The organism is Nocardia elegans NBRC 108235, assembly GCF_001612845.1.
GTDB classification, from domain to species: Bacteria; Actinomycetota; Actinomycetes; order Mycobacteriales; family Mycobacteriaceae; genus Nocardia; species Nocardia nova.
In genome coordinates, this window is record NZ_BDBF01000011.1 from 165,969 (window position 1) to 192,715 (window position 26,747).

The 26,747-nt window shown below is 66.1% G+C and carries 32 protein-coding genes; 25 read left to right on the top strand and 7 right to left on the bottom strand.

Features of this window, described 5'->3' with window-relative positions; translation table 11 throughout:
* Nucleotides 1-2,043 (bottom strand): M13 family metallopeptidase, encoded by a 2,043-nt coding sequence (locus NE2_RS09875; protein ID WP_063025655.1) that lies wholly within the window; start codon nt 2,041-2,043, stop codon nt 1-3.
* A 403-nt stretch (nt 2,044-2,446) separates the two neighbouring features.
* Here NE2_RS09875 and rplN point away from each other — a divergent pair, with 403 nt between their 5' ends.
* Genes rplN through NE2_RS09895 form a run of 4 tightly spaced genes read left to right on the top strand, consistent with a single transcriptional unit; the run spans nt 2,447 to nt 3,887 of the window.
* A complete protein-coding gene (rplN, locus tag NE2_RS09880) occupies nt 2,447-2,815 on the top strand; it encodes a 50S ribosomal protein L14 (RefSeq protein ID WP_030513395.1) in 369 nt (122 codons plus the stop codon).
* A 1-nt stretch (nt 2,816) separates the two neighbouring features.
* On the top strand, nt 2,817-3,131 hold the full coding sequence (rplX, locus tag NE2_RS09885) for a 50S ribosomal protein L24 (protein ID WP_036498213.1): 315 nt from the start codon (nt 2,817-2,819) through the stop codon (nt 3,129-3,131).
* Nucleotides 3,132-3,133: 2 nt separating this feature from the next.
* Nucleotides 3,134-3,697: a 50S ribosomal protein L5 gene (gene rplE, locus NE2_RS09890; protein ID WP_030513397.1), complete on the top strand. Its 564-nt coding sequence runs from the start codon at nt 3,134-3,136 to the stop codon at nt 3,695-3,697.
* Between the two features lie 4 nt (nt 3,698-3,701).
* Entirely contained in the window at nt 3,702-3,887 is a 186-nt protein-coding gene (locus NE2_RS09895; RefSeq protein WP_025347225.1) for a type Z 30S ribosomal protein S14, read from the top strand.
* A 98-nt stretch (nt 3,888-3,985) separates the two neighbouring features.
* Here the strand turns inward: NE2_RS09895 and NE2_RS09900 are convergent, their stop codons facing one another.
* The 3 genes from NE2_RS09900 to NE2_RS09910 all read right to left on the bottom strand — a co-directional run bounded on the left by NE2_RS09900 (nt 3,986) and on the right by NE2_RS09910 (nt 6,082).
* The gene (locus NE2_RS09900; RefSeq protein ID WP_063025656.1) at nt 3,986-4,450 is read right to left on the bottom strand and encodes a PIN domain-containing protein; all 465 of its coding nucleotides are present in this window, start codon (nt 4,448-4,450) and stop codon (nt 3,986-3,988) included.
* On the bottom strand, nt 4,450-4,698 hold the full coding sequence (locus NE2_RS36565; RefSeq protein ID WP_063025657.1) for a ribbon-helix-helix domain-containing protein: 249 nt from the start codon (nt 4,696-4,698) through the stop codon (nt 4,450-4,452). The genes NE2_RS09900 and NE2_RS36565 overlap by 1 nt, the downstream gene beginning before the upstream one ends.
* A gap of 625 nt (nt 4,699-5,323) precedes the next feature.
* Nucleotides 5,324-6,082: a YoaK family protein gene (locus NE2_RS09910; RefSeq protein ID WP_084493924.1), complete on the bottom strand. Its 759-nt coding sequence runs from the start codon at nt 6,080-6,082 to the stop codon at nt 5,324-5,326.
* A gap of 505 nt (nt 6,083-6,587) precedes the next feature.
* Here NE2_RS09910 and NE2_RS09915 point away from each other — a divergent pair.
* Genes NE2_RS09915 through NE2_RS09930 form a run of 4 tightly spaced genes read left to right on the top strand, consistent with a single transcriptional unit; the run spans nt 6,588 to nt 8,626 of the window.
* Nucleotides 6,588-6,980, top strand: coding sequence for a roadblock/LC7 domain-containing protein (locus NE2_RS09915; RefSeq protein ID WP_063025658.1), 393 nt, complete (start codon nt 6,588-6,590; stop codon nt 6,978-6,980).
* The gene (locus tag NE2_RS09920; RefSeq protein WP_084493925.1) at nt 6,970-7,764 is read left to right on the top strand and encodes a hypothetical protein; all 795 of its coding nucleotides are present in this window, start codon (nt 6,970-6,972) and stop codon (nt 7,762-7,764) included. Before NE2_RS09915 ends, NE2_RS09920 begins: the two co-directional genes overlap by 11 nt.
* Entirely contained in the window at nt 7,764-8,243 is a 480-nt protein-coding gene (locus tag NE2_RS09925; protein WP_233429725.1) for a roadblock/LC7 domain-containing protein, read from the top strand. The genes NE2_RS09920 and NE2_RS09925 overlap by 1 nt, the downstream gene beginning before the upstream one ends.
* Before the next feature lie 11 nt (nt 8,244-8,254).
* The gene (locus NE2_RS09930) at nt 8,255-8,626 is read left to right on the top strand and encodes a hypothetical protein (protein WP_063025659.1); all 372 of its coding nucleotides are present in this window, start codon (nt 8,255-8,257) and stop codon (nt 8,624-8,626) included.
* Between the two features lie 29 nt (nt 8,627-8,655).
* Here NE2_RS09930 and NE2_RS09935 read toward each other — a convergent pair whose 3' ends face one another.
* The gene (locus tag NE2_RS09935) at nt 8,656-9,423 is read right to left on the bottom strand and encodes a YoaK family protein (protein WP_084493926.1); all 768 of its coding nucleotides are present in this window, start codon (nt 9,421-9,423) and stop codon (nt 8,656-8,658) included.
* 422 nt (nt 9,424-9,845) lie between these two features.
* Between NE2_RS09935 and rpsH the strand changes: the two genes are divergently transcribed.
* The 9 genes from rpsH (at nt 9,846) to map (ending at nt 15,389) form a co-directional block, all read left to right on the top strand.
* Nucleotides 9,846-10,244 carry a 30S ribosomal protein S8 gene (rpsH, locus tag NE2_RS09940; protein ID WP_030513400.1) on the top strand — a complete coding sequence of 133 codons (399 nt, stop codon included), beginning with the start codon at nt 9,846-9,848 and terminating at the stop codon, nt 10,242-10,244.
* Nucleotides 10,245-10,258: 14 nt separating this feature from the next.
* Nucleotides 10,259-10,798 carry a 50S ribosomal protein L6 gene (rplF, locus tag NE2_RS09945; RefSeq protein WP_063025660.1) on the top strand — a complete coding sequence of 180 codons (540 nt, stop codon included), beginning with the start codon at nt 10,259-10,261 and terminating at the stop codon, nt 10,796-10,798.
* A 3-nt stretch (nt 10,799-10,801) separates the two neighbouring features.
* Nucleotides 10,802-11,209 carry a 50S ribosomal protein L18 gene (rplR, locus tag NE2_RS09950; RefSeq protein WP_036498216.1) on the top strand — a complete coding sequence of 136 codons (408 nt, stop codon included), beginning with the start codon at nt 10,802-10,804 and terminating at the stop codon, nt 11,207-11,209.
* Between the two features lie 49 nt (nt 11,210-11,258).
* Nucleotides 11,259-11,897, top strand: coding sequence for a 30S ribosomal protein S5 (gene rpsE / locus NE2_RS09955; protein WP_030513403.1), 639 nt, complete (start codon nt 11,259-11,261; stop codon nt 11,895-11,897).
* Nucleotide 11,898: 1 nt separating this feature from the next.
* Nucleotides 11,899-12,084: a 50S ribosomal protein L30 gene (rpmD, locus tag NE2_RS09960; RefSeq protein ID WP_030513404.1), complete on the top strand. Its 186-nt coding sequence runs from the start codon at nt 11,899-11,901 to the stop codon at nt 12,082-12,084.
* On the top strand, nt 12,081-12,527 hold the full coding sequence (rplO, locus tag NE2_RS09965; RefSeq protein WP_030513405.1) for a 50S ribosomal protein L15: 447 nt from the start codon (nt 12,081-12,083) through the stop codon (nt 12,525-12,527). The genes rpmD and rplO overlap by 4 nt, the downstream gene beginning before the upstream one ends.
* Before the next feature lie 194 nt (nt 12,528-12,721).
* Nucleotides 12,722-14,041 (top strand): preprotein translocase subunit SecY, encoded by a 1,320-nt coding sequence (gene secY, locus NE2_RS09970; protein ID WP_063016692.1) that lies wholly within the window; start codon nt 12,722-12,724, stop codon nt 14,039-14,041.
* Nucleotides 14,038-14,583 carry an adenylate kinase gene (locus NE2_RS09975; protein WP_063025661.1) on the top strand — a complete coding sequence of 182 codons (546 nt, stop codon included), beginning with the start codon at nt 14,038-14,040 and terminating at the stop codon, nt 14,581-14,583. The genes secY and NE2_RS09975 overlap by 4 nt, the downstream gene beginning before the upstream one ends.
* Before the next feature lie 5 nt (nt 14,584-14,588).
* Nucleotides 14,589-15,389 (top strand): type I methionyl aminopeptidase, encoded by an 801-nt coding sequence (map, locus tag NE2_RS09980; RefSeq protein WP_063025662.1) that lies wholly within the window; start codon nt 14,589-14,591, stop codon nt 15,387-15,389.
* Nucleotides 15,390-15,450: 61 nt separating this feature from the next.
* Here the strand turns inward: map and NE2_RS09985 are convergent, their stop codons facing one another.
* A complete protein-coding gene (locus NE2_RS09985) occupies nt 15,451-15,648 on the bottom strand; it encodes a hypothetical protein (protein WP_030513409.1) in 198 nt (65 codons plus the stop codon).
* Between the two features lie 242 nt (nt 15,649-15,890).
* Here NE2_RS09985 and NE2_RS09990 point away from each other — a divergent pair, with 242 nt between their 5' ends.
* The 5 genes from NE2_RS09990 to NE2_RS10010 are packed head-to-tail and all read left to right on the top strand — an operon-like array spanning nt 15,891 to nt 23,261.
* Nucleotides 15,891-16,406: a YbaB/EbfC family nucleoid-associated protein gene (locus NE2_RS09990; protein ID WP_063025663.1), complete on the top strand. Its 516-nt coding sequence runs from the start codon at nt 15,891-15,893 to the stop codon at nt 16,404-16,406.
* Nucleotides 16,407-16,412: 6 nt separating this feature from the next.
* The gene (locus NE2_RS09995; RefSeq protein ID WP_063025664.1) at nt 16,413-19,133 is read left to right on the top strand and encodes a WXG100-like domain-containing protein; all 2,721 of its coding nucleotides are present in this window, start codon (nt 16,413-16,415) and stop codon (nt 19,131-19,133) included.
* Nucleotides 19,134-19,154: 21 nt separating this feature from the next.
* Entirely contained in the window at nt 19,155-19,487 is a 333-nt protein-coding gene (locus NE2_RS10000) for a hypothetical protein (protein WP_063025665.1), read from the top strand.
* A 2-nt stretch (nt 19,488-19,489) separates the two neighbouring features.
* Nucleotides 19,490-22,462, top strand: coding sequence for a PPE domain-containing protein (locus NE2_RS35585; RefSeq protein WP_063025666.1), 2,973 nt, complete (start codon nt 19,490-19,492; stop codon nt 22,460-22,462).
* A 10-nt stretch (nt 22,463-22,472) separates the two neighbouring features.
* Complete coding sequence (locus NE2_RS10010) at nt 22,473-23,261, top strand: ESX secretion-associated protein EspG (protein ID WP_063025667.1); 789 nt, start codon at nt 22,473-22,475, stop codon at nt 23,259-23,261.
* Nucleotides 23,262-23,270: 9 nt separating this feature from the next.
* On the opposite strand, the gene dtd is transcribed toward NE2_RS10010, so the two are convergent.
* On the bottom strand, nt 23,271-23,714 hold the full coding sequence (gene dtd / locus NE2_RS10015; protein WP_063025668.1) for a D-aminoacyl-tRNA deacylase: 444 nt from the start codon (nt 23,712-23,714) through the stop codon (nt 23,271-23,273).
* Nucleotides 23,715-23,877: 163 nt separating this feature from the next.
* On the opposite strand from dtd, the gene NE2_RS10020 reads away from it, so the two are divergent.
* The 3 genes from NE2_RS10020 to NE2_RS10030 form a co-directional block, all read left to right on the top strand.
* A complete protein-coding gene (locus NE2_RS10020; RefSeq protein WP_146098677.1) occupies nt 23,878-24,198 on the top strand; it encodes a WXG100 family type VII secretion target in 321 nt (106 codons plus the stop codon).
* 25 nt (nt 24,199-24,223) lie between these two features.
* Entirely contained in the window at nt 24,224-24,724 is a 501-nt protein-coding gene (locus tag NE2_RS10025; RefSeq protein WP_063016680.1) for a YbaB/EbfC family nucleoid-associated protein, read from the top strand.
* 16 nt (nt 24,725-24,740) lie between these two features.
* A partial coding sequence (locus NE2_RS10030; protein WP_157110927.1) for a WXG100-like domain-containing protein occupies nt 24,741-26,747 on the top strand: 2,007 nt, incomplete at its 3' end.

The following is a 26,747-nucleotide window of genomic DNA, read 5'->3' on the forward strand; positions in this document are numbered from 1 at the left end:
TCACAGGCTGACGCGCTGGTCCTCGGGCAGGAAGAGCTTGTCCGAGGGCTGGACGCCGAAGGTCGCGTAGAACTCCGGCAGATTGCGCACCACCTGGTTGCAGCGGAATTCGCCGGGGGAGTGCGGATCCGTGGCAACCTGCTGTTCGAGCGACTGCTGGGTCTGCTTCTCCCGCCAATTGCGGCCCCAGGACTGGAACATCGGGGTGTAGTCGGGCGTGTTGCGGCCGTTCTTGGCTTCCTCGATGCGGAAGGCGGCGAGCGCGATCATCAGCCCGCGCAGGTCGGCGAGGTTCTCGCCGACGGTCAGCCGGCCGTTGACGTGATCGCTGGGCGGCAGTCCCTCGGGCACCAGGGCGTTGTACTGATCGATCAGCTGCTTCGTCTTGGCCTCGAAGGCGGTCCGGTCCTCCGGGGTCCACCAGTCCTCGCGATTGCCGTCGCCGTTGTACTTCGAGCCCTGGTCGTCGAAGCCGTGCCCGATCTCGTGGCCGATGGTCGCGCCGATAGCGCCGTAGTTCACCGCCGGTTCGGCGTCGGTGTCGAAGAACGGGGCCTGCAGGATCGCGGCCGGGAAGTTGATGGAATTGGAGGTTGCCTCGTAGTAGGCGTTGACGGTCTGCGGCGACATACCCCATTCGGCCTTGTCCACCGGCGTCCCCAGCTTGTCCATCGAACGCTTCGCCTCGAAAGCCTCGATGGCGAGCAGGGATTCGACCAGTCGGCCGCGGGTGACCGTCAGCTTCGAATAGTCCACCCACTTGTCGGGGTAGCCGATCTTGACCGTGATCTTGTCCAGTTTCGCGATCGCGGCCTTGCGGGTCCGCGGCGACATCCACGACGAGTTGCGGAAGTTGTCGCGATAGGCGGCCAGCAGATTGTCGACCAGCTCCTTGGCGCGCGTCTTCGCCTGCGGCGGAAAGTATTTCGCCGCGTACAACTTGCCCAGCTGCTCACCGAGATTGGCGTCGACCACCGCGACCGCCGACTTCCACAGCTCCGGGCGCTGCTCGATCCCGCTGGTGGCCTTCAGGAAATCGAAATTCGCGTCCGACAGATCCTTGTTCATGTACTTGGCGTATTTGCGCAGCAGGCTGAGCTTCAGCCATTCCCGCCAGGCGTTGATGTCCACCTCGGTCCACAGCTGCCCGGCCGCGGTGACGAACGACGGTTCGCCGACGACCATCTTCCCGAACAGCTCCTTGGGCCGGTCGGTGCTGCCGGCCAGCCACGGCTCCCAATCGAAACCCGGTGCCAGCGTGGTCATCTCGTTCCACGCCATGAGGTTGTAGGTGGCATCGGAGTCGCGGGTGCGCACGTTGTCCCAGTAACCGGCGGCGATGCGCTTCTCGAGATCCAGTGTGCGTTCGGCCGCGCCGTCCGGGTCGGGCAGGCCGGCGCCGGTCGCCAGTTTGTGCAGCAGTGTCTGGTACGCCGAAAGATATTGCGCGAATTCGGGTTTCCGGTAGTACTGCTCGCTCATTCCGAGACCGGACTGGCCCACGGACGGAATGTAGGCATTCGAATTCTTGCGGTCGATACTCACACCGAGCCCGATCAGGCCGCCCAGCGGCAGCGCGCCCATGACCTTCGCGAGATCGGCCTTGGTCTGCGCCCCGTCGATCCGCGCGAACAGCGGCTGCAGCGGGGTGGTGCCGAGCTTCTCGAGTGTGTCGAGATCCATCCGCGCGTCGTAGAGGTCGCGGATCTGCTGGCCCTCCGACCCGTCCTTCGGATCGTGGATTCCGTCGATGACCTCGCGCAGCTGCCCTTCGACCCGATCGGACACCTCGGCGAAGGTGCCGTAGGAGACCTTGTCCGGCGGCAGCTGGTAGGTACGCAGCCAGGCGCCGTTGATATTGCGGTACAGATCGTCCTGCGGCCGCACCGCGGGATCGACGCCCGACAGATCGGGGCCGGTGAGGGGTTTCGGCTTCGCGTCGTCGCTGTTGCACGCCACCAGGGCGGTGGCCACCGGCACCGCGCCGAGGGCGATCAGGAACGAGCGGCGACCCAGGCGGACCTGGCGACCGGACGATGTCACAGAAAATCCTCTCCCCGACTCATCGTGCACCTGCGCGACGACCGTCACTGCGGCTCCACGCGGAGGCCGGGCCGGTTGCGTCCGTGAGAGGCTAACCGAACCTGCTGAGACTCGGCTGAGTTCGGCCGCCACCCGTGGGGTGGCCGTACCGGACCCCGTTCGACCCTGATTTGGGCGCGACCTGCGGCTTCGCTACACTTGTCGGGTTGCCTGCGGGTATTGTGCCCGCACTTCGGCCGCGAACCCACAGTGGTTGATCCTTCCGATCATGCAAAACCGCTGGCAGGCGCTGCCCCGCTGAGCTTGCGGGAGCGGGCCGTCAAGGTCCGTCGAAGGGCAACTGACCATGCCCGTCGGGTCGGCAATCCGGCGTGCATTACGTCCAGGTCTAGGAGGAGCTGAAGTGATTCAGCAGGAGTCGCGACTGCGCGTCGCCGACAACACGGGTGCCAAGGAGATTCTGTGCATCCGCGTGCTCGGCGGGTCGTCGCGTCGCTATGCCGGTATCGGCGACGTCATCGTCGCCACCGTCAAGGACGCCATCCCCGGCGGCAACGTCAAGAAGGGTGACGTCGTCAAGGCGGTCGTCGTGCGCACCGTCAAGGAGCGTCGTCGTCCGGACGGCTCGTACATCAAGTTCGACGAGAACGCCGCGGTGCTGATCAAGGCGGACAACGATCCGCGTGGCACCCGCATCTTCGGCCCCGTCGGCCGCGAGCTGCGTGACAAGCGGTTCATGAAGATCGTTTCGCTGGCCCCGGAGGTGCTCTGACATGAAGGTGCACAAGGGCGACACCGTGATCGTCGTCTCGGGTAAGGACAAGGGCGCCAAGGGCAAGGTCATCCAGGCCTACCCGGCGACCGACAAGGTCCTGGTCGAGGGCGTGAACCGGATCAAGAAGCACGTCGCGAACTCCGCGAACCAGCGCGGCGCCAGCTCCGGCGGCATCGTGACCCAGGAGGCGCCCATCCACGTGTCCAACGTGATGGTTGTCGACTCCGACGGCAAGCCGACCCGGGTGGGTTACCGCACCGACGAGAACGGCAAGCGGGTGCGCATCTCCCGTCGCAACGGGAAGGACATCTGAGCATGACCACGTCTGAAAAGATTCAGCCCCGCCTGAAGCTGCGCTACCGCGCGGAGATCAAGGACGCGCTGAACAACGAGTTCAACTACGCCAACGTGATGCAGATCCCGGGCGTGGTGAAGGTCGTCGTCAACATGGGTGTCGGTGACGCCGCCCGCGACGCCAAGCTGATCAACGGCGCCGTCAACGACCTGGCCCTGATCACCGGTCAGAAGCCGGAGATCCGCAAGGCCCGCAAGTCCATCGCGCAGTTCAAGCTGCGTGAGGGTATGCCGATCGGTGCGCGCGTCACGCTGCGCGGCGACCGCATGTGGGAGTTCCTGGACCGCCTGGTGTCCATCGCGCTGCCCCGTATCCGCGACTTCCGCGGCCTGTCGCCGAAGCAGTTCGACGGCAACGGCAACTACACGTTCGGCCTGAGCGAGCAGTCGATGTTCCACGAGATCGACGTGGACTCCATCGACCGTCCGCGCGGTATGGACATCACGGTCGTCACTACCGCGACCAACGATGAGGAGGGCCGCGCCCTGCTCAAGCACCTCGGCTTCCCGTTCAAGGAGAACTGAGCACATGGCTAAGAAAGCTCTCGTCAACAAGGCCGCCGCGAAGCCGAAGTTCGCCGTGCGTGGCTACACCCGCTGCCAGCGCTGCGGCCGCCCCCGCGCGGTCTACCGCAAGTTCGGCCTGTGCCGCGTCTGCGTCCGTGAGATGGCGCACCGCGGCGAGCTGCCGGGCGTGCACAAGAGCTCCTGGTGAGCCGGCGCTGCTGACGCAGCGCCCGCGCTGAGCGCGACAATCGAATCGAGAAAGGGTACGGACCCATCCGAGTCCGTACCCTTTCTTGCGTGGGGGGCCTATGCGGGTGCCAGGTCGTCCGGCAGCACCCGGAATGCTTTGTGGTCGGTCAACGGAGTGACGGCTCTGAAATCTCGCCGATCCAAGGTGAGGACTTCATCGGTTTCGTAATCGGCCGCGAGTGCCACGGAGACGGCGTCGGCAAGATCGAGGCGCAGATCCGGATAGAGCCTTCGGACGGCATTGGCTTGATCCAGAACATCTGCGCTGACGCGGGCGACTTCGAAGTGATCGGTGCGTGCCTGAGCTGTCAGGTCCTCGATCATCTGCGTGGAGACGTGTCTGCCGAGTTCCCGACGCGCGACATGGTCGATTTCCGCGAGAACGAGCGGCGACAGAACGACGAGGCCGGCACTTTCGAGAACGTGGAAGGCCCGATCGCTGTCCGGCGAGGAGGTATCGAATGCGGCGATCAGCCCTGACGTATCCGCGATGACTATGCCGGGGCCGTCGAGTCGACCCATCAGCGATCCTGCGAATCGCCGCCGAAGTCTTCTGTGAGAATGTCATCGACCCGCTCGGCCAGGGTGGGGTCACCACTCGCGAACCGTCGCAGCCGCAGGGGCTCCGTCCGCCGCCGCACCCTTTTAGCGGCCAGATGTATGGCGTTGCGGATGATCTCGGCCTCGCTGACATTGCTCTGGGCGGCAGCCTCCTTGATGACGGCAAGATCGTCGGCGTCGGCGTAGACCATCGTGCGTTTGAGTGGCATATGTGTATTGTGACATATATGTGGTCGATTCGGTGCTGACGCCCGGCTTTCGGATCCGGCGCGCCGGTTTCGCACCGAACGCGGCCGCGCTCAACTATCTGGCGAGACGAAGCCCCGGTGCGAGTCGGCTGCCCTGACCTCCGATGCGGCCGTTCAGAATTCGAGGTCCGGCCACGGGATGTGGATGGGGAACGGCAATTCATGCTTATCGCGGTCGAATCTTTGGGCGTCCATTTACCGGTCAGGAGGTAGTTGGCCGGATGCAAGGGGTGCACGCCGGCGGGAAGAGCGCCGTGGGTCTTTTCGAGGGCGAAAGTTCGGATCATGGCAATCGCGCTCTTCTTCCCGCTCGCGCACCGGGCCCGCTTGTCGTCCATGTCGGTCTGAGAGTTCGACGGTGACAGCACCTCGCCGACCAGAAGGACATCGGCGGCCCGGACATCCTGGTAGGGGTTCGGCAGACATCGGGTGACGAGGAAATCGGGAGTTGCGAAATCAGATTTTCCCGACGAGCCGAAGAAGACGTTCGTTTCGGTGTGCGCTCGCTGCCGCTGCTGTCGGAGGTGACGACCGCCGTGACCGCGCTCCGGTGAGCGGGAGAGGGCGCGTGCGGCTGGAATGCGTGTCAGCCGACCCGATACATCGGCATCGAGTCGTGGCCGTGTTCCGGTTCGTCGCGGTCGGCGGCGCCGCGTAGTGCTAAGACGGTCGCCGACGCCGGAGCGGAGCTGCGGCGATCGTAGACGAGTCCGGCCACGGCGATCAGGACACACACCGCGGCAGGCAACAGCAGTGCAGCCTTGCCGATCCGGGTGCCGAGGAGGGTGCCCGCGATGGCGCCGGTGATGAACGTGACCATGGTGGCCGACAGGACCGCGGCCCGCCACTTGTCGATTCCGTGGCGGCCGGACCGTCCGATGAGCAGGCCGAGATCGGTGACGGTGCCGGTGAAATGCGTGGTGCGGATCTGCATCGTCCGCAGGCTGGAGGTCGTGCCGTTCTGCAGCCCGCAGGCGACGGCCGCGAGCAGAACCGACAGCCTGTTCTCCGTCAGGGCGAAGGTCAGCACGAACAGTGACGCTTCACCGATCATGATCGCGCTGTGGCGGACTCCCGCATGTGTTCTCGTGGGCGACAGTGTCGCGCCCGCGACCGCCGCTCCCAGCAGGAATCCGATGAGGATGAGGACGAGCAGGCTGCTTTCGAACAGCCAGGGGTTCGCGGTGTCCATCCCCAGCCGAGTTGTCGTCGCGGTCAGATTGCCGACCGGGATGGCCAGGGTGAGGATGGCTACGGCATTGACGTAGCCCGCGACGGTCGCGAGCAGTGATCCGTAACCGAGAACGAGTGCGCGGTGAGGGTTGGTAAGGCTCATGGCAGGCATACAGCTCCCCGAGTTGTTGTCTGTCGTGGGCGAACGGGACAAATCGTACTGGACTTGTCTCAGAACAATCTGTGAAAAATGTGCTCGCCAGAAGTGGAACATGTTGCATTCAAACGTGATTCGCGCACGGGAACGGCGACCGCCTGGCGCCGATCGATCGCGTATGCAGGCCCGGTTGCCGTGTGCGTCGGCTCGGTTGCCGGGTCGCGCCCGTATCGACGCGCGCGGGGCGTTCCGGCGCCGTACTCGCCGATCGACCGCTACGTCGGTGCCGACGCCCACGTGATCGCGCTCGAGCGCTGATCGATTGCCCGTGTTCCGGACTTGGCGACGTGGTCGCTCCGGGCCGTCCTCTCCGACGCCGCGGGCCGGCGCGTCCATAATCCGCCAATGATCTTGTGCCGCAGCAAATTTGCCAGGCATTATCTCTGTTCGAGATGCGGGTCCGGCGGGCAATGTGTAGCGTCGGCGTTTCAGATAGCCCGAACTCGGCGAGCGGGGGCGTGTGATCAGTATCGACGAATGCCTGCGGCGGATCATGGAGATTCCGGGGGCGCGCGGGGTGACACTGGCGGACGGGGCCAGTGGGCTCGCGATCGCCGCGGTCGGTCGGCACGATGCGATCGATGAGCACGAAGATGCCGCTGCCACAACGGATGTGGTGCGTGCGGTGCTCGCGTGTCCCGCGTTGGCCACCGAGCACGGCGACGACGACGTCGGCGAGATCATCGTGTGCGGGACTCGCGGCTATCACCTGCTGAATCTGATCGACGGCGATTTCGACGGCAGGTTGTTCGTACACGTTCTCTTCGACGAGGAATCCGGAAACCTGGCCTTGGCGAGGTTTCGGTTGCGGGGGATTCTTTCCGAATTGACCGAGGGGAGTCATGGGAATTGAACTGGCGGTAGCGCTGCGCAGGCTGGAGGAAGAGGGGAGTACAGGGGTACTACGCGCGGGGGACGGATCGTTTCATCTCACCAGGGGGGCAATCGTTTCCGCCGATTGCCGGCGCACGACCGGCCTGGACCGGCTCGTGGTGGAGGCAGGCGTGGCCACCGCCGAGGATTGGCGGCGCGCCGGATCCGGGGATCCGGGACATGTGCTGGCGCAACCACAACTGGAAACCCTTGCGCTGCTTTCGGTTTTCGACGCGGCCTATTTTCTGCTCGCATCCGCGGGGGTCCCCGAATTCGAGCCCGCACCCGAGCATTGGCTCGCGCCGGTCTGTCATATCAACCCGGGCTTGCTGGTGAACGAGTGTGCTCGCCGCGGCGATCCGGAAGCGGGACCCTGGCCGGCCGAGGCCGTGGACCGCGCGCCGGTCGTGCCCGTCCGGCGGGTACGGCGGCGTCGGATCGCGCTCACCGGCGGGCAGACGGAGATCCTGGCCGCCGCCGACGGGCGCCGCACCGTGGCCGATATCGCTCGCGAGCTGGGGCGCACGAGTTACGGCTGCCTCGTGGCGGTACGCGACCTCACGCTTGCGGAGCTGATCCAACCGGCGGATATGACCACCTTCCCGACGATGTCGGTGCCTCCGGCGCGGACGGAGGCCGCGGGCGCGCCGCCGTTGGTGCGTCGCCGCCGGTGCGCGACATCCGTTGCACCACTGGAGCATTGGGAATCCCCGGTGGATCTCGACGTGCTCGTCCGCCTGCGGGCGGCGTTGGAGGAACTCTAGTGACCGCGCGCAAGAGGCTGCTCGGCGATCTGATGGGAAGGTTCAGCAAGGTGACACTGTCGGGCCCCGAGCCGAATGCGGCGGTCCTCGCGGAGTTGAAGGCGTTGCGCGACCGCGTCCCCGGGCTCATCGGTGCGCTGGTGGCATCCAGTGACGGACTGCTCATCGAGCACGACCTACCGGCGCATATCGAACCCGCCGGGATGGCCGCACTGTCGGCCTCCCAGCTGGCGCTTTCGCATCGACTGGCGACCACCGCGGTCGGCGGCGGATTCCACGAGGTGGTGGTGCGCGGCACCGGCGGCCACGTCGTGGTCTACGGCGTCGATTGGACCTCGCTGACGGTCCTGGCCGAGCCCGACGTGAATGTCGGCCGGCTGCATCTGGAATCGCGCCCGGCCGCCCGCGCGATCGCCGACCATCTCACCGTCACCCCCGCCGGCAAGCACAGCAAAGACCGAACAAGTAATACCGATTGAAAGGAAAGAATATGTCCAATCTGGATTTGGCGCTGAAGGAAATGATGGCGATCGACGGCGCCCTGGGAGCCTCCGTAGTCGACTACAACAGCGGCATGTCGCTGGGCATGCTCGGCAGTTCGAAAGCCCTGGACCTGCAGATCGCCGGGGCCGGCAACACCGAGGTGGTGCGTGCCAAACTGCGCACGATCGAACAGCTCGGCCTCAACGAGGACATCGAGGACATTCTCATCTCCCTGTCCAGTCAGTACCACATCATCCGGCCGATGACCGGCCGATCGGCCAAGGGCCTGTTCCTCTATCTCGCCCTAGACCGTGGCCGCGCCAACCTCGCGCTGGCCCGCCACCGCCTCAAGGGCATCGAAGAGGATCTGGAGGTGTAGTCGCGGCCGCGCGGTCCGTCATCGACGGATCATGCGTGTACGACCGGGTGGCCGTCTCGAACTGGGGACTGCCGGAGGGCAGACCCGCCGCGGCCCGCGGCGTCTCGTGGTTCGGATTCGCCCGACGATGTCGAGAGGGGGCGACGGCGGACGTAGGCGATTCCGGCTATGGCGATGACGACGCAGACCGCGGCGGGCAGCAGCAGTGCCGCTTCGCCGATCCGGCTGCCCAGGAGGGTGCCCGCGATGCCCCCGGTGATGAACGTGATGACCGTGGCCGACAGCACGGCGGCGCGCCATTTGTCGATACCGTGCCGGCGCGCACGCCCCATGAGCAGGCCGAGATCGGTGACGGTGCCGGTGAAATGGGTGGTGCGGATCTGCATCGTCCGCAAGCTGGAGGTGGTCCCGTTCTGCAGTCCGCAGGCAACGGCCGCGAGGAAGACCGACAGCGTATCCACCGGGCAGACGAAGGCCAGAATGAGCAGCAATGCCTCGCCACTCATGATGACGCTGTGCCGGACTCCCGCCACTGTCTTCGCGGGCGCCAGTATCGCGCCGGCGGACGTGGCTCCCATCAAGAATCCGAAGAGGATGATGGCGAGCAGGCTGCTTTCGAACAGCCACGGGTTGGCGGTGTCCATCCCCAGTTGCATCGTCGCCGCGGTCACGTTGCCGACCGGGAGGGCCAGGGTCAGGATGGCCACGGCATTGACGAAGCCCGCGACTGTCGCGAGCAGTGATCCGTAAGCGAGGACCCACGCACGGTGAGGGTTGGTTAGATCAATTGCAGGCATACAGTTCCCCGAGTTGTCTGTCTGTCCTGAGCTGATAGGAAAAACGTACCGGCTACTCCTCAGAAAAAGCTGTGAAATCCGCCCGCGACGATCCGAACATAGTGAATCTCAATGTAATTCGCCGACTGTGATGAGCATCACATGACATCTCCCGTAGGTGTCGCCAGCGACATCGGCGGGGGCGGGGTCGGTCATCGGCATCGACGCACCCCCGATTTTGCCCGCTCATACCGCCCGCCTACACTAGACCGGTTGCTCGGGCACCCTCGTGCCCATATGCGTGCGCATTGCTCCGGGTGACAGCATTCCGAATCCGGTCGGCAAAGGTGTCGGCCGGACCAGCCGAAATTGTCGTAGGCCCACGACCGCCCCGCGTGACGGTGCTGTATGGGAACCGCGGCGAGAAAGGTAACGGTCAACACATGACCATGACTGATCCGATCGCAGACTTTCTGACCCGTCTGCGCAACGCCAACTCGGCGTACCACGATCAGGTGAAGGCTCCGCACTCGAAGCTCAAGGCGAACATCGCCGAGATCCTCAAGCGCGAGGGCTACATCGCCGACTACCGCACCGAGGATGCGCCCGTCGGCCAGACCCTGATCGTCGACCTGAAGTACGGCCAGAGCCGGGAGCGCAGCCTGCAGGGTGTGCGCCGCGTCTCGAAGCCGGGTCTGCGGGTGTACGCGAAATCCACCAACCTGCCCAAGGTGCTGGGCGGTCTGGGCGTGGCAATTATCTCCACGTCGAAGGGCCTGCTCACCGACCGTCAGGCCAAGCAGCAGGGTGTGGGCGGGGAAGTCCTCGCCTACGTCTGGTAAGGGAGGTAGGAACAATGTCGCGTATCGGTAAGAAGCCGATCTCGGTTCCCGCCGGCGTCGAGGTGACCATCGACGGCCAGCAGGTGTCGGTGAAGGGTCCGAAGGGCACCCTCTCGCACACCGTCGCCGAGCCGATCACCGTCACCAAGGCCGAGAACGGTGAGCTGGAGGTGGGCCGTCCGGACGACGAGCGCCGCAACCGCTCGCTGCACGGCCTGAGCCGCACCCTGATCAACAACATGATCGTCGGCGTGACCCAGGGCTACGAGAAGAAGATGGAAATCTTCGGCGTCGGTTACCGCGTGCAGCAGAAGGGTTCGAACCTCGAGTTCGCCCTCGGCTACAGCCACCCGGTTCCGGTCGAGGCCCCCGAGGGCATCACCTTCCAGGTCGAGGCCCCCACCAAGTTCTCGGTGTCCGGCATCGACAAGCAGAAGGTCGGCCAGATCGCCGCAGTGATCCACGGCCTGCGCAAGCCCGACCCGTACAAGGGCAAGGGCATCCGCTACGCCGGTGAGGTCGTTCGCCGCAAGGTCGGAAAGACGGGTAAGTAAGCCATGGCACAAACTGAAGCTCAGAAAGCCGCCCGCAAGCCGGTCGGCAAGGATGCGTCGACTCGTCGCCGGGTGTCGAAGACCCGTCGGCACTTCCGTCTGCGCAAGAAGGTCCTCGGCACCGCCGAGCGTCCGCGTCTGGTCGTGTTCCGCTCCTCGCGGCACCTGCACGCCCAGGTGATCGACGACTCCGTCGGCAAGACCGTCGCCTCGGCGTCCTCGATCGAGGCCGATGTGCGCGCGCTCGACGGTGACAAGTCCGCGAAGGGCAAGAAGGTCGGCGAGCTGCTGGCCGCCCGCGCGAAGGCCGCCGGTGTGGAGGCCGTGGTGTTCGACCGCGGTGGCCACGACTACCACGGCCGCATCGCCGCGCTCGCGGATGCCGCGCGCGAAGGTGGGTTGAAGTTCTGATGCAGATTCAACTCATGGACCGAATGACCCTGAACGGAAGGAACGTCTGATGCCGGGACGTCAGCGGCGTGACGGCGGCAGCGGACCCGCCGGACAGAACAGCAACGAGCGCGATCAGCGCGGCGGTGGCCGCGACCGTCGCGGCGGCGGTGACCGTCGCGACAATGCCGCCGAGAAGAACCAGCTCGAGCGTGTCGTCGCGATCAACCGCGTCTCCAAGGTCGTGAAGGGTGGTCGTCGCTTCAGCTTCACCGCCCTGGTGATCGTGGGCGACGGCAACGGCCTGGTCGGTGTCGGATACGGCAAGGCCAAGGAAGTTCCCGCGGCCATCCAGAAGGGTGTCGAGGAGGCTCGCAAGGGCTTCTTCCGCGTCCCGATGATCGGCAGCACCATCACGCACCCGGTGCAGGGTGAGGCTGCCGCCGGTGTCGTCATGCTGCGTCCGGCCTCGCCCGGTACCGGTGTGATCGCCGGTGGTGCGGCGCGTGCCGTGCTGGAGTGCGCCGGTATCCACGACATCCTGGCCAAGTCGCTCGGTAGCGACAACGCCATCAACGTCGTGCACGCCACGGTGGCGGCTCTGAAGATGCTGCAGCGTCCGGAGGAGGTGGCCGCTCGCCGCGGTCTGCCGATCGAGGACGTTGCCCCGGCGGGCATGCTGCGTGCGCGTGCCGGACAGGGAGTCTGACATGGCACAGCTCAAGGTGACCCAGATCAAGTCCACGATCGGCGCCAAGAAGAATCAGCGGGAGTCGCTTCGCACCCTCGGCCTGCGCGGTATCCGCCAGACCGTGGTCCGCGAGGACAACGCCCAGAACCGCGGGCTGATCAACGTCGTGCGCCACCTCGTTTCCGTTGAGGAGGAAACCGCATGACCCCCATCAAGCTCCACCACCTGCGGCCCGCCCCGGGCGCCAAGACCGAGAAGATCCGTGTGGGTCGCGGTGAAGGCTCCAAGGGTAAGACCGCCGGTCGCGGTACCAAGGGTACGAAGGCTCGCAAGAACGTGCCGGCCCGTTTCGAGGGCGGCCAGATGCCGATCCACATGCGCCTGCCGAAGCTGAAGGGGTTCACCAACCCGTTCCGCGTCGAGTACCAGGTCGTGAACGTCGGCGATATCGCGCGGCTGTTCCCGCAGGGCGGCACCATCGGCAAGGACGAGCTCGTCGCTGCCGGTGCCGTGCGCAAGAACCAGTTGGTGAAGGTGCTCGGCGAGGGTGAAATCGGTGTGGCCGTTCAGGTCAGCGCCGACAAGTTCTCCGGCTCCGCCAAGGAGAAGATCACCGCCGCCGGTGGTACCGCCACCGAACTGGGCTGACAGTTACTGGTAATACAGTCGGGGCGCCGGACGGGTGAGAGCCCGTCCGGCGTCGCTGTTAGAGTTCAAGTGTTGTCTGCCAACCAGTCTGCCCCGTTGTCGTGGCACAGGACCGGCCCTGCCCTGTAGGGCACCGGTATGTGCCGAGGTGACGGAAGTGGGCGTGACCCCCGTGTCGTCAGCCAGGAGGATCTGTGCTTTCCGCCTTCGTGTCGGCCTTCCGGACCCCGGACTTGCGGCGGAAGATTCTCTTCACGCTGGGCCTGATCGCGCTGTACCGCGTCGGCGCCTCGCTACCGTCGCCCGGCGTCGACTACAAGGCGATCCGCCATTGCATCGACGTCGTCTCCGGCGGTGACAATGCCGGCATCTACCAGCTGATCAATCTGTTCTCCGGTGGTGCGCTGCTGCAGCTGTCGGTGTTCGCGATCGGGATCATGCCCTACATCACCGCGAGCATCATCATCCAGCTGCTGACGGTGGTCATTCCGCGGTTCGAGGAATTGCGAAAAGAAGGCCAGTCCGGCCAGAACAAGATGACGCAGTACACGCGGTATCTCTCCATCGCGTTGGCGATTCTGCAGGCCACCGGTCTGGTGGCGCTCGCCTCGCGCGGTCAGCTGCTGCGCGGCTGCCCGGACGAGATCCTGGCCGACACCAGCATCTTCGGCTTGATCATCATCGTGCTGGTGATGACCGCCGGCGCGGCGCTGGTGATGTGGTTCGGCGAGCAGATCACCGAACGCGGTATCGGCAACGGTATGTCGCTGCTGATCTTCGCCGGTATCGCCGCCCGCATCCCGAGCGAGGGTAAGCAGATCCTCGACAGCAAGGGCGGCCTGATCTTCGGGCTGGTGTGTGTCGCCGCCTTCGTGGTGATCGTCGGCGTGATCTTCGTCGAGCAGGGCCAGCGCCGAATACCGGTGCAGTATGCCAAGCGCGTGGTCGGCCGCAAGATGTACGGCGGGTCGTCGACCTATCTACCGTTGAAGGTCAACCAGGCCGGTGTGATCCCGGTGATCTTCGCGTCCTCGCTGCTGTATCTGCCGAATCTGGTCGCCCAGCTGACCCAGTCCTCCAACTCCGACAGCTGGTGGCAGAAGATCATCCAGAAGTATCTGGTGAACCCGGGTAACCCGGTGTACGTCCTGATCTACTTCGCGTTGATCGTGTTCTTCACCTACTTCTACGTCGCGATCACCTTCAACCCGGAGGAACGCGCGGACGAGATGAAGAAGTTCGGTGGCTTCATTCCCGGTTACCGTCCGGGTAAGCCGACCGCCGACTATCTGAACTATGTACTGAGCCGAATCACCCTCCCCGGTTCGATCTACCTCGGTGCTGTTGCCGTACTGCCCAACCTGCTGTTGCACATCGGTGCCGGCGGTGGCGGTTCGAACTTCCTGCCGTTCGGAGGCACGTCGGTGCTGATCGTCGTGAGCGTCGGCCTCGATACGGTCAAACAGATCGAGAGCCAACTGATGAACAGAAATTACGAAGGGTTCCTCAAGTGAGACTCGTACTGCTCGGACCGCCGGGTGCCGGTAAAGGGACACAGGCCGAACTGCTGTCGGACAAGCTGGGTGTTCCGCACATCTCCACGGGGAATTTGTTCCGTGCGAACATCTCCCAGCAGACCCCGCTGGGCCGCGAGGCGCAGAAGTACCTCGACGCCGGCAACCTGGTGCCCAGTGATGTGACCAACCGCATGGTGGAGTCCCGGATCGCCGAGCCCGACGCCGTCAACGGATTCGTGCTCGACGGCTACCCGCGCACCGTCGACCAGGCCGAGGCACTGGAGAGGATGCTCAAGGAGTCCGGTCACGCGCTGGACGCCGTGATCAGCTTCGAGGTGGCCACCGATGTGGTGGTCGAGCGGATGCTCGGCCGCGGCCGCGCCGACGACACCGAGGAAGTCATCCGCAACCGGATGCAGGTGTACCGCGACGAGACCGAACCGCTGCTGCAGCACTACGACGGCCTGGTCGTCTCGATCGACGGCGTGGGCGAGGTCGACGAGGTCAACGCCCGCGTGCTCCACGTTCTGGGTCGCTGAGGCGAATGGTTTTCGGCCTCAAGCAGAAGAAGGTGGTGCCGTTCCGCACCGCCGGTGAGCTCGATGCCATGGCCGCGGCCGGCGCGATCGTCGGCCGCGCGCTGGTGGCCGTGCGCGCGGCCGCCAAGCCCGGCGTGTCGACCTGGGAATTGGACGAGGTCGCCGAGCAGACCATTCGCGAAGCGGGCGCCGTCCCGTCCTTCAAGGGCTATCACGGTTTCCCGGGATCGATCTGCTCCTCGGTGAACGACCGGGTGGTGCACGGCATCCCGGCCAAGGACGAGGTGCTCGCCGAGGGTGATCTGGTCTCCATCGACTGCGGCGCGATTCTCGACGGCTGGCACGGCGATTCGGCGTGGACGTTCGGCATCGGCGAGGTCATCGAGGCCGATCGGCTGCTCAGCGAGGCCACCCGGCTGTCGATGGACGCCGGTATCGCGGCCATGCTGCCGGGCAATCGCCTGACCGACGTCTCGCACGCGATCGAGCTGGGGACGCGCGCCGCGGAGAAGGAGCACGGCCGCGCCTACGGCATCGTGGACGGGTACGGCGGACACGGCATCGGCCGCCAGATGCATATGGATCCGTTCCTCGCCAACGAGGGCGCGCCCGGACGGGGCCCGAAACTCGTGGTCGGTTCGGTGCTGGCGATCGAGCCGATGTTGACTCTCGGCACCACGGAAACGACTGTGCTGGACGATGATTGGACCGTCGTCACCACCGACGGCAGTCGCGCCGCGCACTGGGAGCACACGGTAGCGGTCACCGAGGACGGTCCGCGGATCCTGACCGTTCGACCCGAATAATTCGTTTCGCGACGCACCCGTGGCCTCGTCGGCGCGGGTGCGTCGTGCTGTCTGCGGCTTGTTACGCCGTGCGTCCCGTCATGGTGGTGAGCGGAACCACGCCGGTCCAGCCGCACGGGCGGTCGCAACTGGCGACGACGGTGGGCGCCCCGGCGAAATCAGCGGAAGCCCGTGCGGGATAACCGCATTCGGGACATTTGCCGAAGTAGTCGAGAACCTCGTGCATTCCGGGGTTCATGGCGATACTGCGTTCGGTCACGGGCCCTCCTCACAGTCGGCGTACGGCGTCGAGACCGCACGTGGTGATGAATATCTGCTGGTCGAGAACCTAACTCGCGGGCCGGTCCGATCGTTCCGTTCCGGGTTGCGCATTGGACATCTCACAAGCGGTGCGGCGAGGCGCTGCGGGTGTGCCACAGCTACCCGTCGCCCGTCCGACTCGGGTGCACGGCGGTAGCCGACACTGAATTTCCTTGGGCGCCACCGGATATTCAATCTGGTGTGCTGTTGTTGCTACTGCGCGCGTCGACGGTGGAGGTGGCAGTGGTCAACGAACGGCTCCATGCCGACATGATGACGGTGCTCGAGGGGCTCGACGAACAATTGCGCGGCATAGCCGAGATCCAGTTGCGACGCTCCCGGCTGACTGCCACGGCGAGCACCTGTGAGCAGCGAATCCAGGTGACTGTCAATGCCGACGGACTGCTCATCGACACGAAGTTCGCCGACGATATCGAGGATCTGACCTATGACGAGATCGCCGCGGGGATGACCGCGGCGGTGCAGCAGGCCGCGGCGGAGGTGCTGCGACTCGGCGCCGAACTCATGCAGCCGCTGCGCGAGCGGAAGCTGCAATTGCCGAAATTGTCGGAATTCGTCGAGGGCGCACCGGATCTCGGGCAGATGATGCCGACCGCGCCACCGGCGCCGACCCGGATCGAGGATCATCGCGACGTTCCGCCCGCGCATCCGGTGGACGGCAGCGCGCACCGCTCGATGGTGTCCGACGAGGACTGATATCCGGTGAGCCTGTACCTGCCCCCGCCCGTACGTCCGATCGCCTGGGTTGCCGGCGCCAGCTGGCCCGACGGTGACGAAGACAAGATGTGGGCGGTTTCGCGGGCCTGGGAGCAGGCGTCCAAGGATCTAGCAGCGCAGGTTCCCGGTATCGAGAGCGCGAAAACGGCGGCGATGGCGGCATTTCCGGCCGGGGATGCCGCTGATCAGATCGGCAAGTTGTTCGATGCCTTTCTGCAGGGTGACCAGTCGCTCGCGACGCTGGCCGAATCGTTCAAAACCATCAGCGATTCGACCTTCGACGTCGGCACCGAACTGCAGTCGGCGAAGATCAACATCATCGTTTCGCTGTGCATTCTGCTGGTCGAGATCGCGTGGGCGTGGCTGTTCCCGCCGACCGCGCCGGCGGTAGAGGCCGCCGCGATCGGCACCACCCGATCGATCGTGAAATTCATCGCCGACGCACTGCAGAATGCGCTCGAACGTGCTTGGGCGAAACTGGGATTCGCCACCCGCGGCGAACTCAACGGCGCCTCGCGGTACTGGTTCAAGCACATCCTCTCCGCCGATACCTGGAAGGGGATGAAGGGTCAGACCTGGAGGTACAAGGCCAAGACGATTCTGCCCACGGCCAAGGGCATGGGCGTCTATACGCTGAAATTCGGTGAGGGCGCGCTCTGGGCTCCGGTGACCAATGCGATCGTGCAGGGTGCGCAGATCGCGGACGGTAAGCGGCACGGATTCAACTGGAAGGAATTCGGCGCCTCCTGGGCGGCCTCGGCGTTGAGCACCATTCCCAGTCGCGAACTCGGCCGGTACATGGGCTTCGGGATCGGCAATCTCGACAAGAAATTCGGCGGTGCGATCACCAATATGCCGTTCCGGTCGGGGATGTTTCTGCAAGGAGCGACGATCGGTGCCACGGCCGGCGTCTTCGGCAATATATTCGGCAATATCGGCGCGGGTGCGGTGACCGGTGATATCGCGGGCGCGTTCGCGGGACCGGAAGGCTGGGTAGGTAGTGCGGCCCGCGGCGGAATGGTCGGCGGTATGCGCGGTCTGGGAACGAAGACGACTACCAATACCGAGGGCGACCCGAGATTCAACCTCTGGATGAATGCGAAGGCGCCCTGGGCCCCGCCGAAGACGCCACCCACGAACAATCCGCTGACGCCGCGACCGGTGCCGGGACAGACCGAGGCGGCGTCGACGACGAATACCGCGACGACGAACGGCGGAAACCACCAGCAGGGTGGTGGTTTCCGTGATCCGTCGGATCCGAATTACATGACGCCGTCGCGTCCGGCGCCGCAGCCGCCGGTGAACGGCGGACAGGGGGGTGGTGGTTTCCGCTCGCCCTCGGATCCGAACTACATGGTGCCGTCGCGCCCGGCCCCCGCCCCGCCGACGCACGCAGCGGGGGCGGGCGGACAATCGGGTACGGGCGGAACGCATTCGGGCCCAGCGGGTTTCGGTGGACAGCATCAGTCGACGTCCACGGCGGGTGGTGGTTTCCGGGATCCGTCGGATCCGAATTACATGACGCCGTCGCGTCCGGCGCCGCAGCCGCCGGTGAATGGTGGGCAGGGTGGTGGTTTCCGGGATCCGTCGGATCCGAACTATATGACGCCGTCGCGTCCGGCGCCGCAGCCGCCGGTGAATGGTGGGCAGGGTGGTGGCGGGTTCCGTTCGCCCTCGGATCCGAACTACATGGTGCCGTCGCGCCCGGCCCCCGCCCCGCCGGTGGGCGGTGGTGACGGATCGGTGCCGCATCCGATCGGGAATTCCGCGGGCGCGGCCCCCGGCTCTCGCCCGGCGCCTGCCATCAATGCTGCGCCGGTGGGGAATTCGAGCAATCCGCCGAACTTCTCCCGGCCGTTCACGCAGCCGGGTGCGTCGGGGGGCGGGCCGGTGAGCTCGTCGTCGGCGCCGGTTCACGCTGCGCCGGTGGGGAATTCGACGGGCAATCCGAGTGGCCCGCCGAACTTTTCCAGACCGTTCACACAGCAAGGCCCGCCGACTGCCCCGGTGTCGAATCCCTCCACCGGAGGGCAGGGCGGTGGTTTCCGGGATCCGTCGGACCCGAATTACATGACCCCGTCGCGTCCGGCGCCGCAGCCGCCGGTGAATGGTGGGCAGGGTGGTGGTGGTTTCCGGGATCCGTCGGATCCGAACTATATGACGCCGTCGCGTCCGGCGCCGCAGCCGCCGGTGAATGGTGGGCAGGGTGGTGGTTTCCGGGATCCGGCGGATCCGAATTATATGGTGCCGTCGCGTCCGGCTCCTGCGCCGCCGGTCAACGGTGGGCAAGGCGGTGGTTTCCGGGATCCGTCGGACCCGAACTATATGACGCCGTCGCGTCCGGCGCCGCAGCCGCCGGTGAATGGTGGGCAGGGTGGTGGTTTCCGGGATCCGTCGGATCCGAATTACATGACCCCGTCGCGTCCGGCGCCGGCTCCGCCGCCGCCCGCTGACCCGGAGGAGCCGAAGGATCCGGGGAGGCCGTTGGGGCCGGGCAAGGATTATCGCGCGAAGTCGCGGCCGAAGAAGGTGCCGGACATCGGTCCGATGCCGGCGCACTACGACGCCCCGGACGCACCGGGCGAGGAAGCGTGGCTGGACGCGGCCGATCCTCCACCCGCGCCGCGCGCGGCGGCCTCGGACGATCCGGGCGCGAGCGACCCGGGTGGGGGCGACCCGAATGTCGACAAGCCGTTCCAGATGTAGGCACACAGGTAGGGACTGACAATGGCGGAGAAGATCGAGGTGGATGTCGACGCGCTGACCAGAGCCGCCGACCTGCCCGAGGACGTCTCACACAAGGTTCGGGGCGTGATCGATACCCTGCACAGCACGCTGGCCGGAATCGAGAACGACTCCACCAACCAGCCGTGGGGTAACGACAAGTCCGGCAAGAAGTTCGCCGACGGCGACAAGGGATACAAGGCGACGCGGGCCAATATGGTCGACGGCGGCTACAGCATGGCCGATGCCCTGTTCCAGTTCGCCGAGGGTGAGCGGTCGGCCGCCGACCAGTTCAGAGCCGCCGAACAAGGTTCGACCCAAGGCCTCGGAGGCTGATCATGACGTTGCCGAATGCGGATACCACCGAATGGACCCAGATTCTGGGTGCGGCGAATTCCGGTGTGCTGCAGTTCGATACGAAGGACATCAAGGCCGCCACGGATGCCGCGGCGCAGCTGATCGCCAATCTGGAAGCACTGGCGCAATCGGTCCACGACACCCGCGCGCACGAGGTCGGCGCCTTCAGTATTCTGCAGTCCAGCCGCGATCTGGCCGGTGTCTACAGCAATCACGGTGCGGCACTGTACAACTCGCTGATGACCCATGCGAATGTGGTCCGCGATCAGTTCGACACCTTCGTCGCCGCGGGGAAGACCTTCGCGGCGCACGAGCACAGTTCGACGTTCAATTTCGACACGCTTGCCAAACCCAAGGACGTCACCAGCAATGTGACGCCGCCGAAACTCTCCTCGAACGGTGGGAGTCTGGTCGCCGACCTCAATCAGGATCTCGTCGACGACAGCTGGTCGATGCCGAGCTTCCCGGAGGCGATCCAGGGTTACGGCGGTAAGACCGATTCGGTCACCATCAATATCGAGAACCCGGACAGTCTGGACTGGGACCAGATGATCCAGCTGGGGCAGACGATTCACGCCCAGCCGCCGATGGATTTGTCCGGATTCTGGGATTCGATGTCGAAGCTGCTCTCCAGCAATATGGCCACCTACGCGGACCAGATCGCGAAGTTGCAGGCCAGCTGGACCGGTACCGCGTCGGCCGCGGCGGTGACCGCCGTGCGCAATTACAAGGACAGTACGCAGGATCTGATCGACGCCATCAAGGTGACCGGCGCCAGTCTGCGGTACACCAGCGACTGGCTCGAGGCCACGCGCAAGTCGATGCCCACTCCCGGACAGCCGGAGAAGACGGGCTGCAAACATCACCACACCGACGAATACCGCGCGAATTACAAGAAGTACTACGCGGAACCGATGAAATCGACGATCTCGACGATTCCGACGATCGCCATTCCGGGCCAGGCGAGCGGTGGTAGCACGTCGGGTAGTGGATCCGGCTCGGGCAGCGGCTCGGGCTCGGGTTCCGGCAGTGGTTCGGGCTATGGGAGCGGTTCGGGTTCCGGCAGTGGTTCGGGTTCGGGCTACGGCAGTGGTTCGGGCTACGGCAGTGGTTCGGGCTACGGCAGTGGTTCGGGCTATGGGAGTGGCTCGGGTTACGGCAGCGGCTCGGGTCACGGCAGCGGATCCGGCTATGGCAGCGGCTCGGGATATGACAGCGGTTCGGGTTACGGCTCCGGCTCCGGCAGCGGCTCGGGGTACGGCAGTGGTTCGGGCTACGGCAGTGGATCCGGGTACGGCAGTGGGTCGGGTAGTGGCGCCACATCGCAGCAGCTGCAGGAGGCCTACCAGCAGGGCTACGAGGCCGGATACGAAGAGGGTTCGCACAGTTCGGGTTCCGGCAGTGGCTCCGGCTACGGAGGCGGTTACGACAGTGGTTCGGGCTACGACAGTGGTTCCGGTTACGGCGGCGGATCCGGGTACGGCAGTGGCGACGGCTACGGGAGTGGCCAGGGCTATGGCAGCGGCCAAGGCTATGGCAGCGGCGAGGGCTACGGCAGTGGTTCCGACTACGGCTCGGGCTACGGAGGTGGCACGGGCGGCGGTTACGGAGGTGGTACGGGCGGCGGTTACGGAGGTGGATCCGGGGCGAGCTCGGGTTCGGGTCGCACCGGCAAGAGCTCGCCGATGCCGAGCAACTACGACAGCATGCCGGGCAGCGGCGAGTCCAACCAGCAACTCCCGAATCTGAGCGACCTGCTCAATTCCGCCGGACTCGGCGACACCGGCGGATCCTCCGGCGGCAGTTCCGGTCCCAGCAGCACGCCGTACTCCGGTCCGACCGGCAGTGGCACCGGCTCGTCGACCGGCACCGGATCCACCTCGGGGACGGGTTCGTCGTCGATTCCGTCGAGTCTCGGCAAGACCCAGCAGTCCGGGGCGGGCGCGGCCAAGAACGGTCAACAGCAGCTGCCGTCACTCGACGATCTCCTGTCCGGCCTTGCGGGACAACAGAATACGGAGGCCGGAACCGGCACCACCGGCGACAGCGCCGGTCAGACGGTGCCGTCCTTCGGTAATTCGGCGACGACGGGAAGTGCGAATCCGCTGGAATCGCTGCTGTCCGGCGGGACGGGCACCTCGAACCCGCTCGCGTCGCTGCTCGGGGGGAGCGTAGGTGGCTCCAATCCGCTCGAATCGCTGCTCTCGGGCGGCGAACAGGCACTGAACCAGCTCGGGCAGACGGCCCACGACAGCCTGTCCGGCTTGGGGCAACTGCTCTCCGGCATTCCTGGGTTCGACCAGTTGCTGGCGAGCAATCCGGATCTGCGTCATCTCCTGTCCGGTATCCCCGGTCTGGACCAGTTGGTCTCGGGATCGACCGGGATGGACCAACTGCTCTCCGGCAATCCGGATCTGAGCCACCTGCTTTCCGGGATTCCCGGCCTGGATCAACTGTTGTCCGGTACGGGCGACACCGATCCGCTGCACTCGCTGGCGGAACGGCTGCGGGACCTCAGCCACACCCCGGGTATGGAGGGGCTGTCGGATATCGCGGCACAACTGGACCCCGGCGGCGACAGCGCCGGCGGGGGAGGCGCCGATGCCGGTGGCGGGGCCGGTGACGGTGGTGGAGCCGGTGGCGGTGTCGGGCCCGACGATGCGACACCGCCCCAGCAGCTCGATCAACCGCGGCAACCGGACAAGTTCCCGCGCGCATCGCTACCGGCGGACGTCTCCACCTACGGTGCCGGACACCACGATTCGTACGATCAGCAGGCCGGTCAGCCCGGACAACCCGGTCAGCCCGGTATGGCGGGTACCCCGGCGTCGAGCGCGGGCAATTCCGGACCGCAGGGTCAGCACCGGCGGCCGAAATACCTGACGTCGACGGACTGGCTCGACGACGCGATGGGCGACACCCCGTTCCGGGTCAAGCCGGTGATCGAACCATGAACGAGGAAATGTGAACAGGTGGACCCTGACGGACCTGGAATTCAAGGTGTTGTGCGACACCCGATTCTTCGGTCTGGTGCCGTCGATGTTCAGCATCACCAGCCGCATCCCGTATCTGGACGACTACGAGCGCGAATGGCGTCGCATCCGAGCGGAGTTGGAGAACCGCGGTGACAGCGCCTTCGAGGCGATCGTGGACACCATGGTGCTGCCGGAGGTGCTGGTCGGCGGCGAGGCATGGGAGGATTCGGATTTCGACAATCCGAACAAGCGGGTGCGCTTCTATGCCGGGCGGCTCGGCTCCCGCGGGTTCGTCGTGGTGCAGTTGCCGGGCGAAACCCTCAGACACGCCGAAGGTTTCACCATCACCGCCTGCGATCCGCGGGCGCTCGGTGAGACGGTCGTCGGACTGCTGCCGGCGGCCGGACCGGGTCGGCGTGGACCGATCGAGATCGAGATCGGCGAGAGAACCGGCCGGTCCTCCGGTGGCGGTTCGATGGTCGCCGACGACGATGACGACTACCGCGGGCTCACCAGTGCGGCCTTCTTCGACATTCCCGCGACCCACACCGGCACCGTTCGATTGACCCAGGGCAGATCGAAATTCGGTCCCCGCGGCCGCATCTCGGTGGCCCGGCTGTGGCGCGATCTGCCCGACGACGGTCGCTATGTGATTCCCCTGGAGGAACCGGCGCCGGTGGCCGTCGGGATGGGCTCGGCGGGACTGGCCGACTGGATCGACACCGAGGCCGAGCACATCGTGCAGCGAATGAACGACTATCAGGAGGTGGACGAGTGAGCGCGCCGCTCACGCCTCGAGCAGGAGCGTGACCGGCCCGTCGTTCACCAGTGACACCTGCATGTGCGCGCCGAAGCGGCCGGTCGCGACGGTGGCGCCGAGATCGCGTAGTGCGGCGGCGAATTCGTCGACCAGGGGTTCGGCGATCGATCCGGGTGCCGCGGCCGACCAGGAGGGCCGCCGGCCCTTCGCGGTATCGGCGTAGAGGGTGAACTGGCTGACCACCAGGATCGGCGCGCCCAGGTCGGCGGCCGAACGCTCGCCCTCCAGAATGCGCAGGCGAAACAACTTGTCCGCCAGCGTCTTCGCGAGCGCGGCGGTATCGGTGCCGGTGACGCCCACCAGGGCGAGCAGGCCGTGCGGCACTCCCATCGCGGGCGGGTCGATCTCGCCCACCACCTCGTCGTCGACCGTGACCCGGGCCGAGCTGACGCGCTGTACCAGGATTCGCATGCCCCCATCATCGGATACCGGCCACCGCGGTGGGTTTCGCGGTGGCTTTCGGGACCGGCCACCCGGAGTTCACGTCGGCGCCACTGATGATTCTCCCGCGACTGCCATCGTCGAAGACCAGCGTCGACGGGCGCCGGCCGGCAGTGCGATGGAGGGACGGACGATGGCGGACGAGATCGAGGTCGAGGTGGCGAAACTCCGCACGGCCGCCGGGAAGACGCAGGATGTGCGTGACCACATCGAGCAGGTGCTGACGAAATTGCAGGGTAAGACCACCGGCTACGGAAACTGCTGGGGGGACGACAGTCTGGGCAAGCAGTTCGCCGGCACCGGCAGCGGCGACGGCTACCTCGCCGCACACGACAACATGGTCACCGGCGCGCGCAACTTCTCCACCGCCTTCGAGAAGTTCTCCGACGGCCAGAACGATAGTGCCACCTATCTGGAGACCATGGAGCACGGCAACACCTACGGCTTCAAGTGATCGAACAGCCGCGGATCGAGCGCCCATGACGAACGAGCATATGAAGGCCGAGCTGGCGGGAATCATCGGCGAGGCCAAACAGCAACTGCGTGTCATCGCCGAAATCCAGCGTGACCGTGCGGAATTGACCGGCACCGCGTCGGTGCGCAAGAACCGGGTGACGGTCAGCGTGAATGCCGACGGTACCGTCATCGAGACCAAGTTCGGCGCCGGAATCGAGGATCTCAGTTATTCCGAGATCGCTCGGGCGGTGACCGAGGCTGCCCAGCAGGCGTCGAAGAATCTGGCGCAGCGGCATCGGGAACTGATGGCGCCGCTGCAGGAACGCCGGGCCCGGTTGCCCAAACTCACCGATCTGATCGAGGGCATGCCCGATATGCGCCTGCCGACCGCACCGGAACCCTCACTGGCGCCGCCGGATTCACCGGATCGAACCGCCGCCTACGGCGAGGACGAGCTCCGGTTCGCGGATGCGGAGACCTATCCGGTCGAACCGGAACGCCGGGTCACCGACTCCAGTTGGTGACCCGGGGTAACAGCGCATGATCGAGTTTCCCAGCTGGCTCGAGTGGCTGGGTGCGGCCATCGGGATGGAGTGGCCGCACGGCAACGAAGACGATATGTGGTCGCTGGCAGGCGACTGGCACACCGCCGCCGGCGAACTGCGCGACATCCTGAGCCTCATGGACGATGCCAAGTCCGCGACACTGGCCGCGTACCCGTCCGGCGACGGCCAGCAGCAGATGATCGACACCTTCGACAGCATGCGCCACGGCAAGGATTCGCTGGAGGCGCTGGCGGGGTACTTCGATCAGGTCGGAGATTCGGTCTACGGCGGCGGTACGCAGATCGAATACACCAAGCTGATGTTCTATTCGACGCTGGTGATCACCGCCGCCGATATCGCCGCGGTGTGGATCTTCCCGCCGACGGCTCCCGCGGAGGAAGCGGGCATCATCGTCGCGACCCGTGTCGCGGTGCGGATGATGATGCGCCGGGTACTCGACGCGATGGCCGGTTGGGCGGGCCGGTTGGCCGAGAACGCGTTGGTGCGCTTCATGTTCCGCCATGTGCTGCTGAATGCGGCCCTCGGCGCGATCCAGGATTTCGCGGTGCAGCAGTGGCAGGTGTGGGAGGGGCACCGCAAGAGCATCGACTGGCAGCAGCTCGAGGTCACCACCTTCGCCGCGGGTGTCGGTGGCGCGGCCGGCGGCGCCTTCGGTGAGGCGATGGGCAAGAAGTTCGGCAACGCCTTCCGCAACGAGGCCGGCGACGTCACCTCGAAGTGGGGCGTCAATCTCACCCGCGCCGGGATCGGCGCCGGATCGGGCCTGGTCAACTCGGTGGCGGCCTTCGGGGGCTCGGTCGGCTGGCAGTTCGCCTCCGATCTGGCGCACGGTGATCTGGACACCGCGCTGAAGAATTTGAAGAATACGCACGTCGATTGGCGCATGTTCAGCGCCGGAGCGATCACCGGCGGGGCGTCGGCGGTGAATCACAATATGGCGCACAGCCATTTCGAGAACTCGCCGTTCTGGAAGCTGAACGCGCCGCGGCCGGATCTGGGCAATATCGGTGATCTGCACGGCTCCACCCACGACGGCACCGTGCCGAACGCCCATGTCGACCTGTCCAACAGCAATGGATCTGTGCCGCACGGTGATTCGACTACCGGCGCGAACGGCGAGCCGGGATCCTCCGGGTCCGTGCGCGGCGGGCCGGTGACCAACGGTCACGACAGCCACGCGGGTGCGCCGACTACGACGGCCGGCACTCACGAGCGCACGGCATCGGATGCCGGTGGTACGCCGGAACAGACTGCGCCACAAGATCGTTCGGATACCTCCGAGACCACACCGTCGACTCCGCCGGCGGAGCGTTCCGGGTCGGAGGGCTCGAGTTCGCCGTCCGAATCCGCGACATCCACCGGATCGGTATCCGACTCGTCGCCGACTCCGCCGGCTCGCAGCGAGGTGCCGGGCGGCACGCACGATTCCACGACCGCGGGCACCGCCGCGCCGCCGAGCGGCGGTACGCACGAAAACGTCACGCCGACAACGGCTCCCGCCTCCGAATCTGCGTCCCATGCGTCGGGGGCCGCACCTGCCGGCAGCGAAGCGGGCACGGCCGCCGGTCCTGCCGCATCGTCCGGACCGGCCGAGTCGGCGAGTTCCGCCGCCGCCTCGGGACCGGCCGCATCGTCCGGCCCGAGCGCTTCGTCGGGGCCGAGTACGTCGGGATCGAGCGCTTCGTCGGGGCCGAGCGCGTCGTCGGGATCGAGCGCGACGGGCCCTGGAGCGTCGACCGGTTCGAGCACGACAGCCGGTGCGTCGACGGGCTCCACGGCCGCATCCGGAGCGTCGCCGGTCGACGCTCGCGGACCCGCGTCCGGCGCTGCCGAGGCGCCCCGGACCGGCGAGGTGCGCACGCCCGACGCCAAGGCGGGCACCGACGGACGTGCCGCCTCCGATCTCGGCCGCGGTTCCGCTACCGATGCCCGGCCGCAGGGCAGAGCCGGTGCGGCCGACCCATCCGCGGCCCGCCCCGCT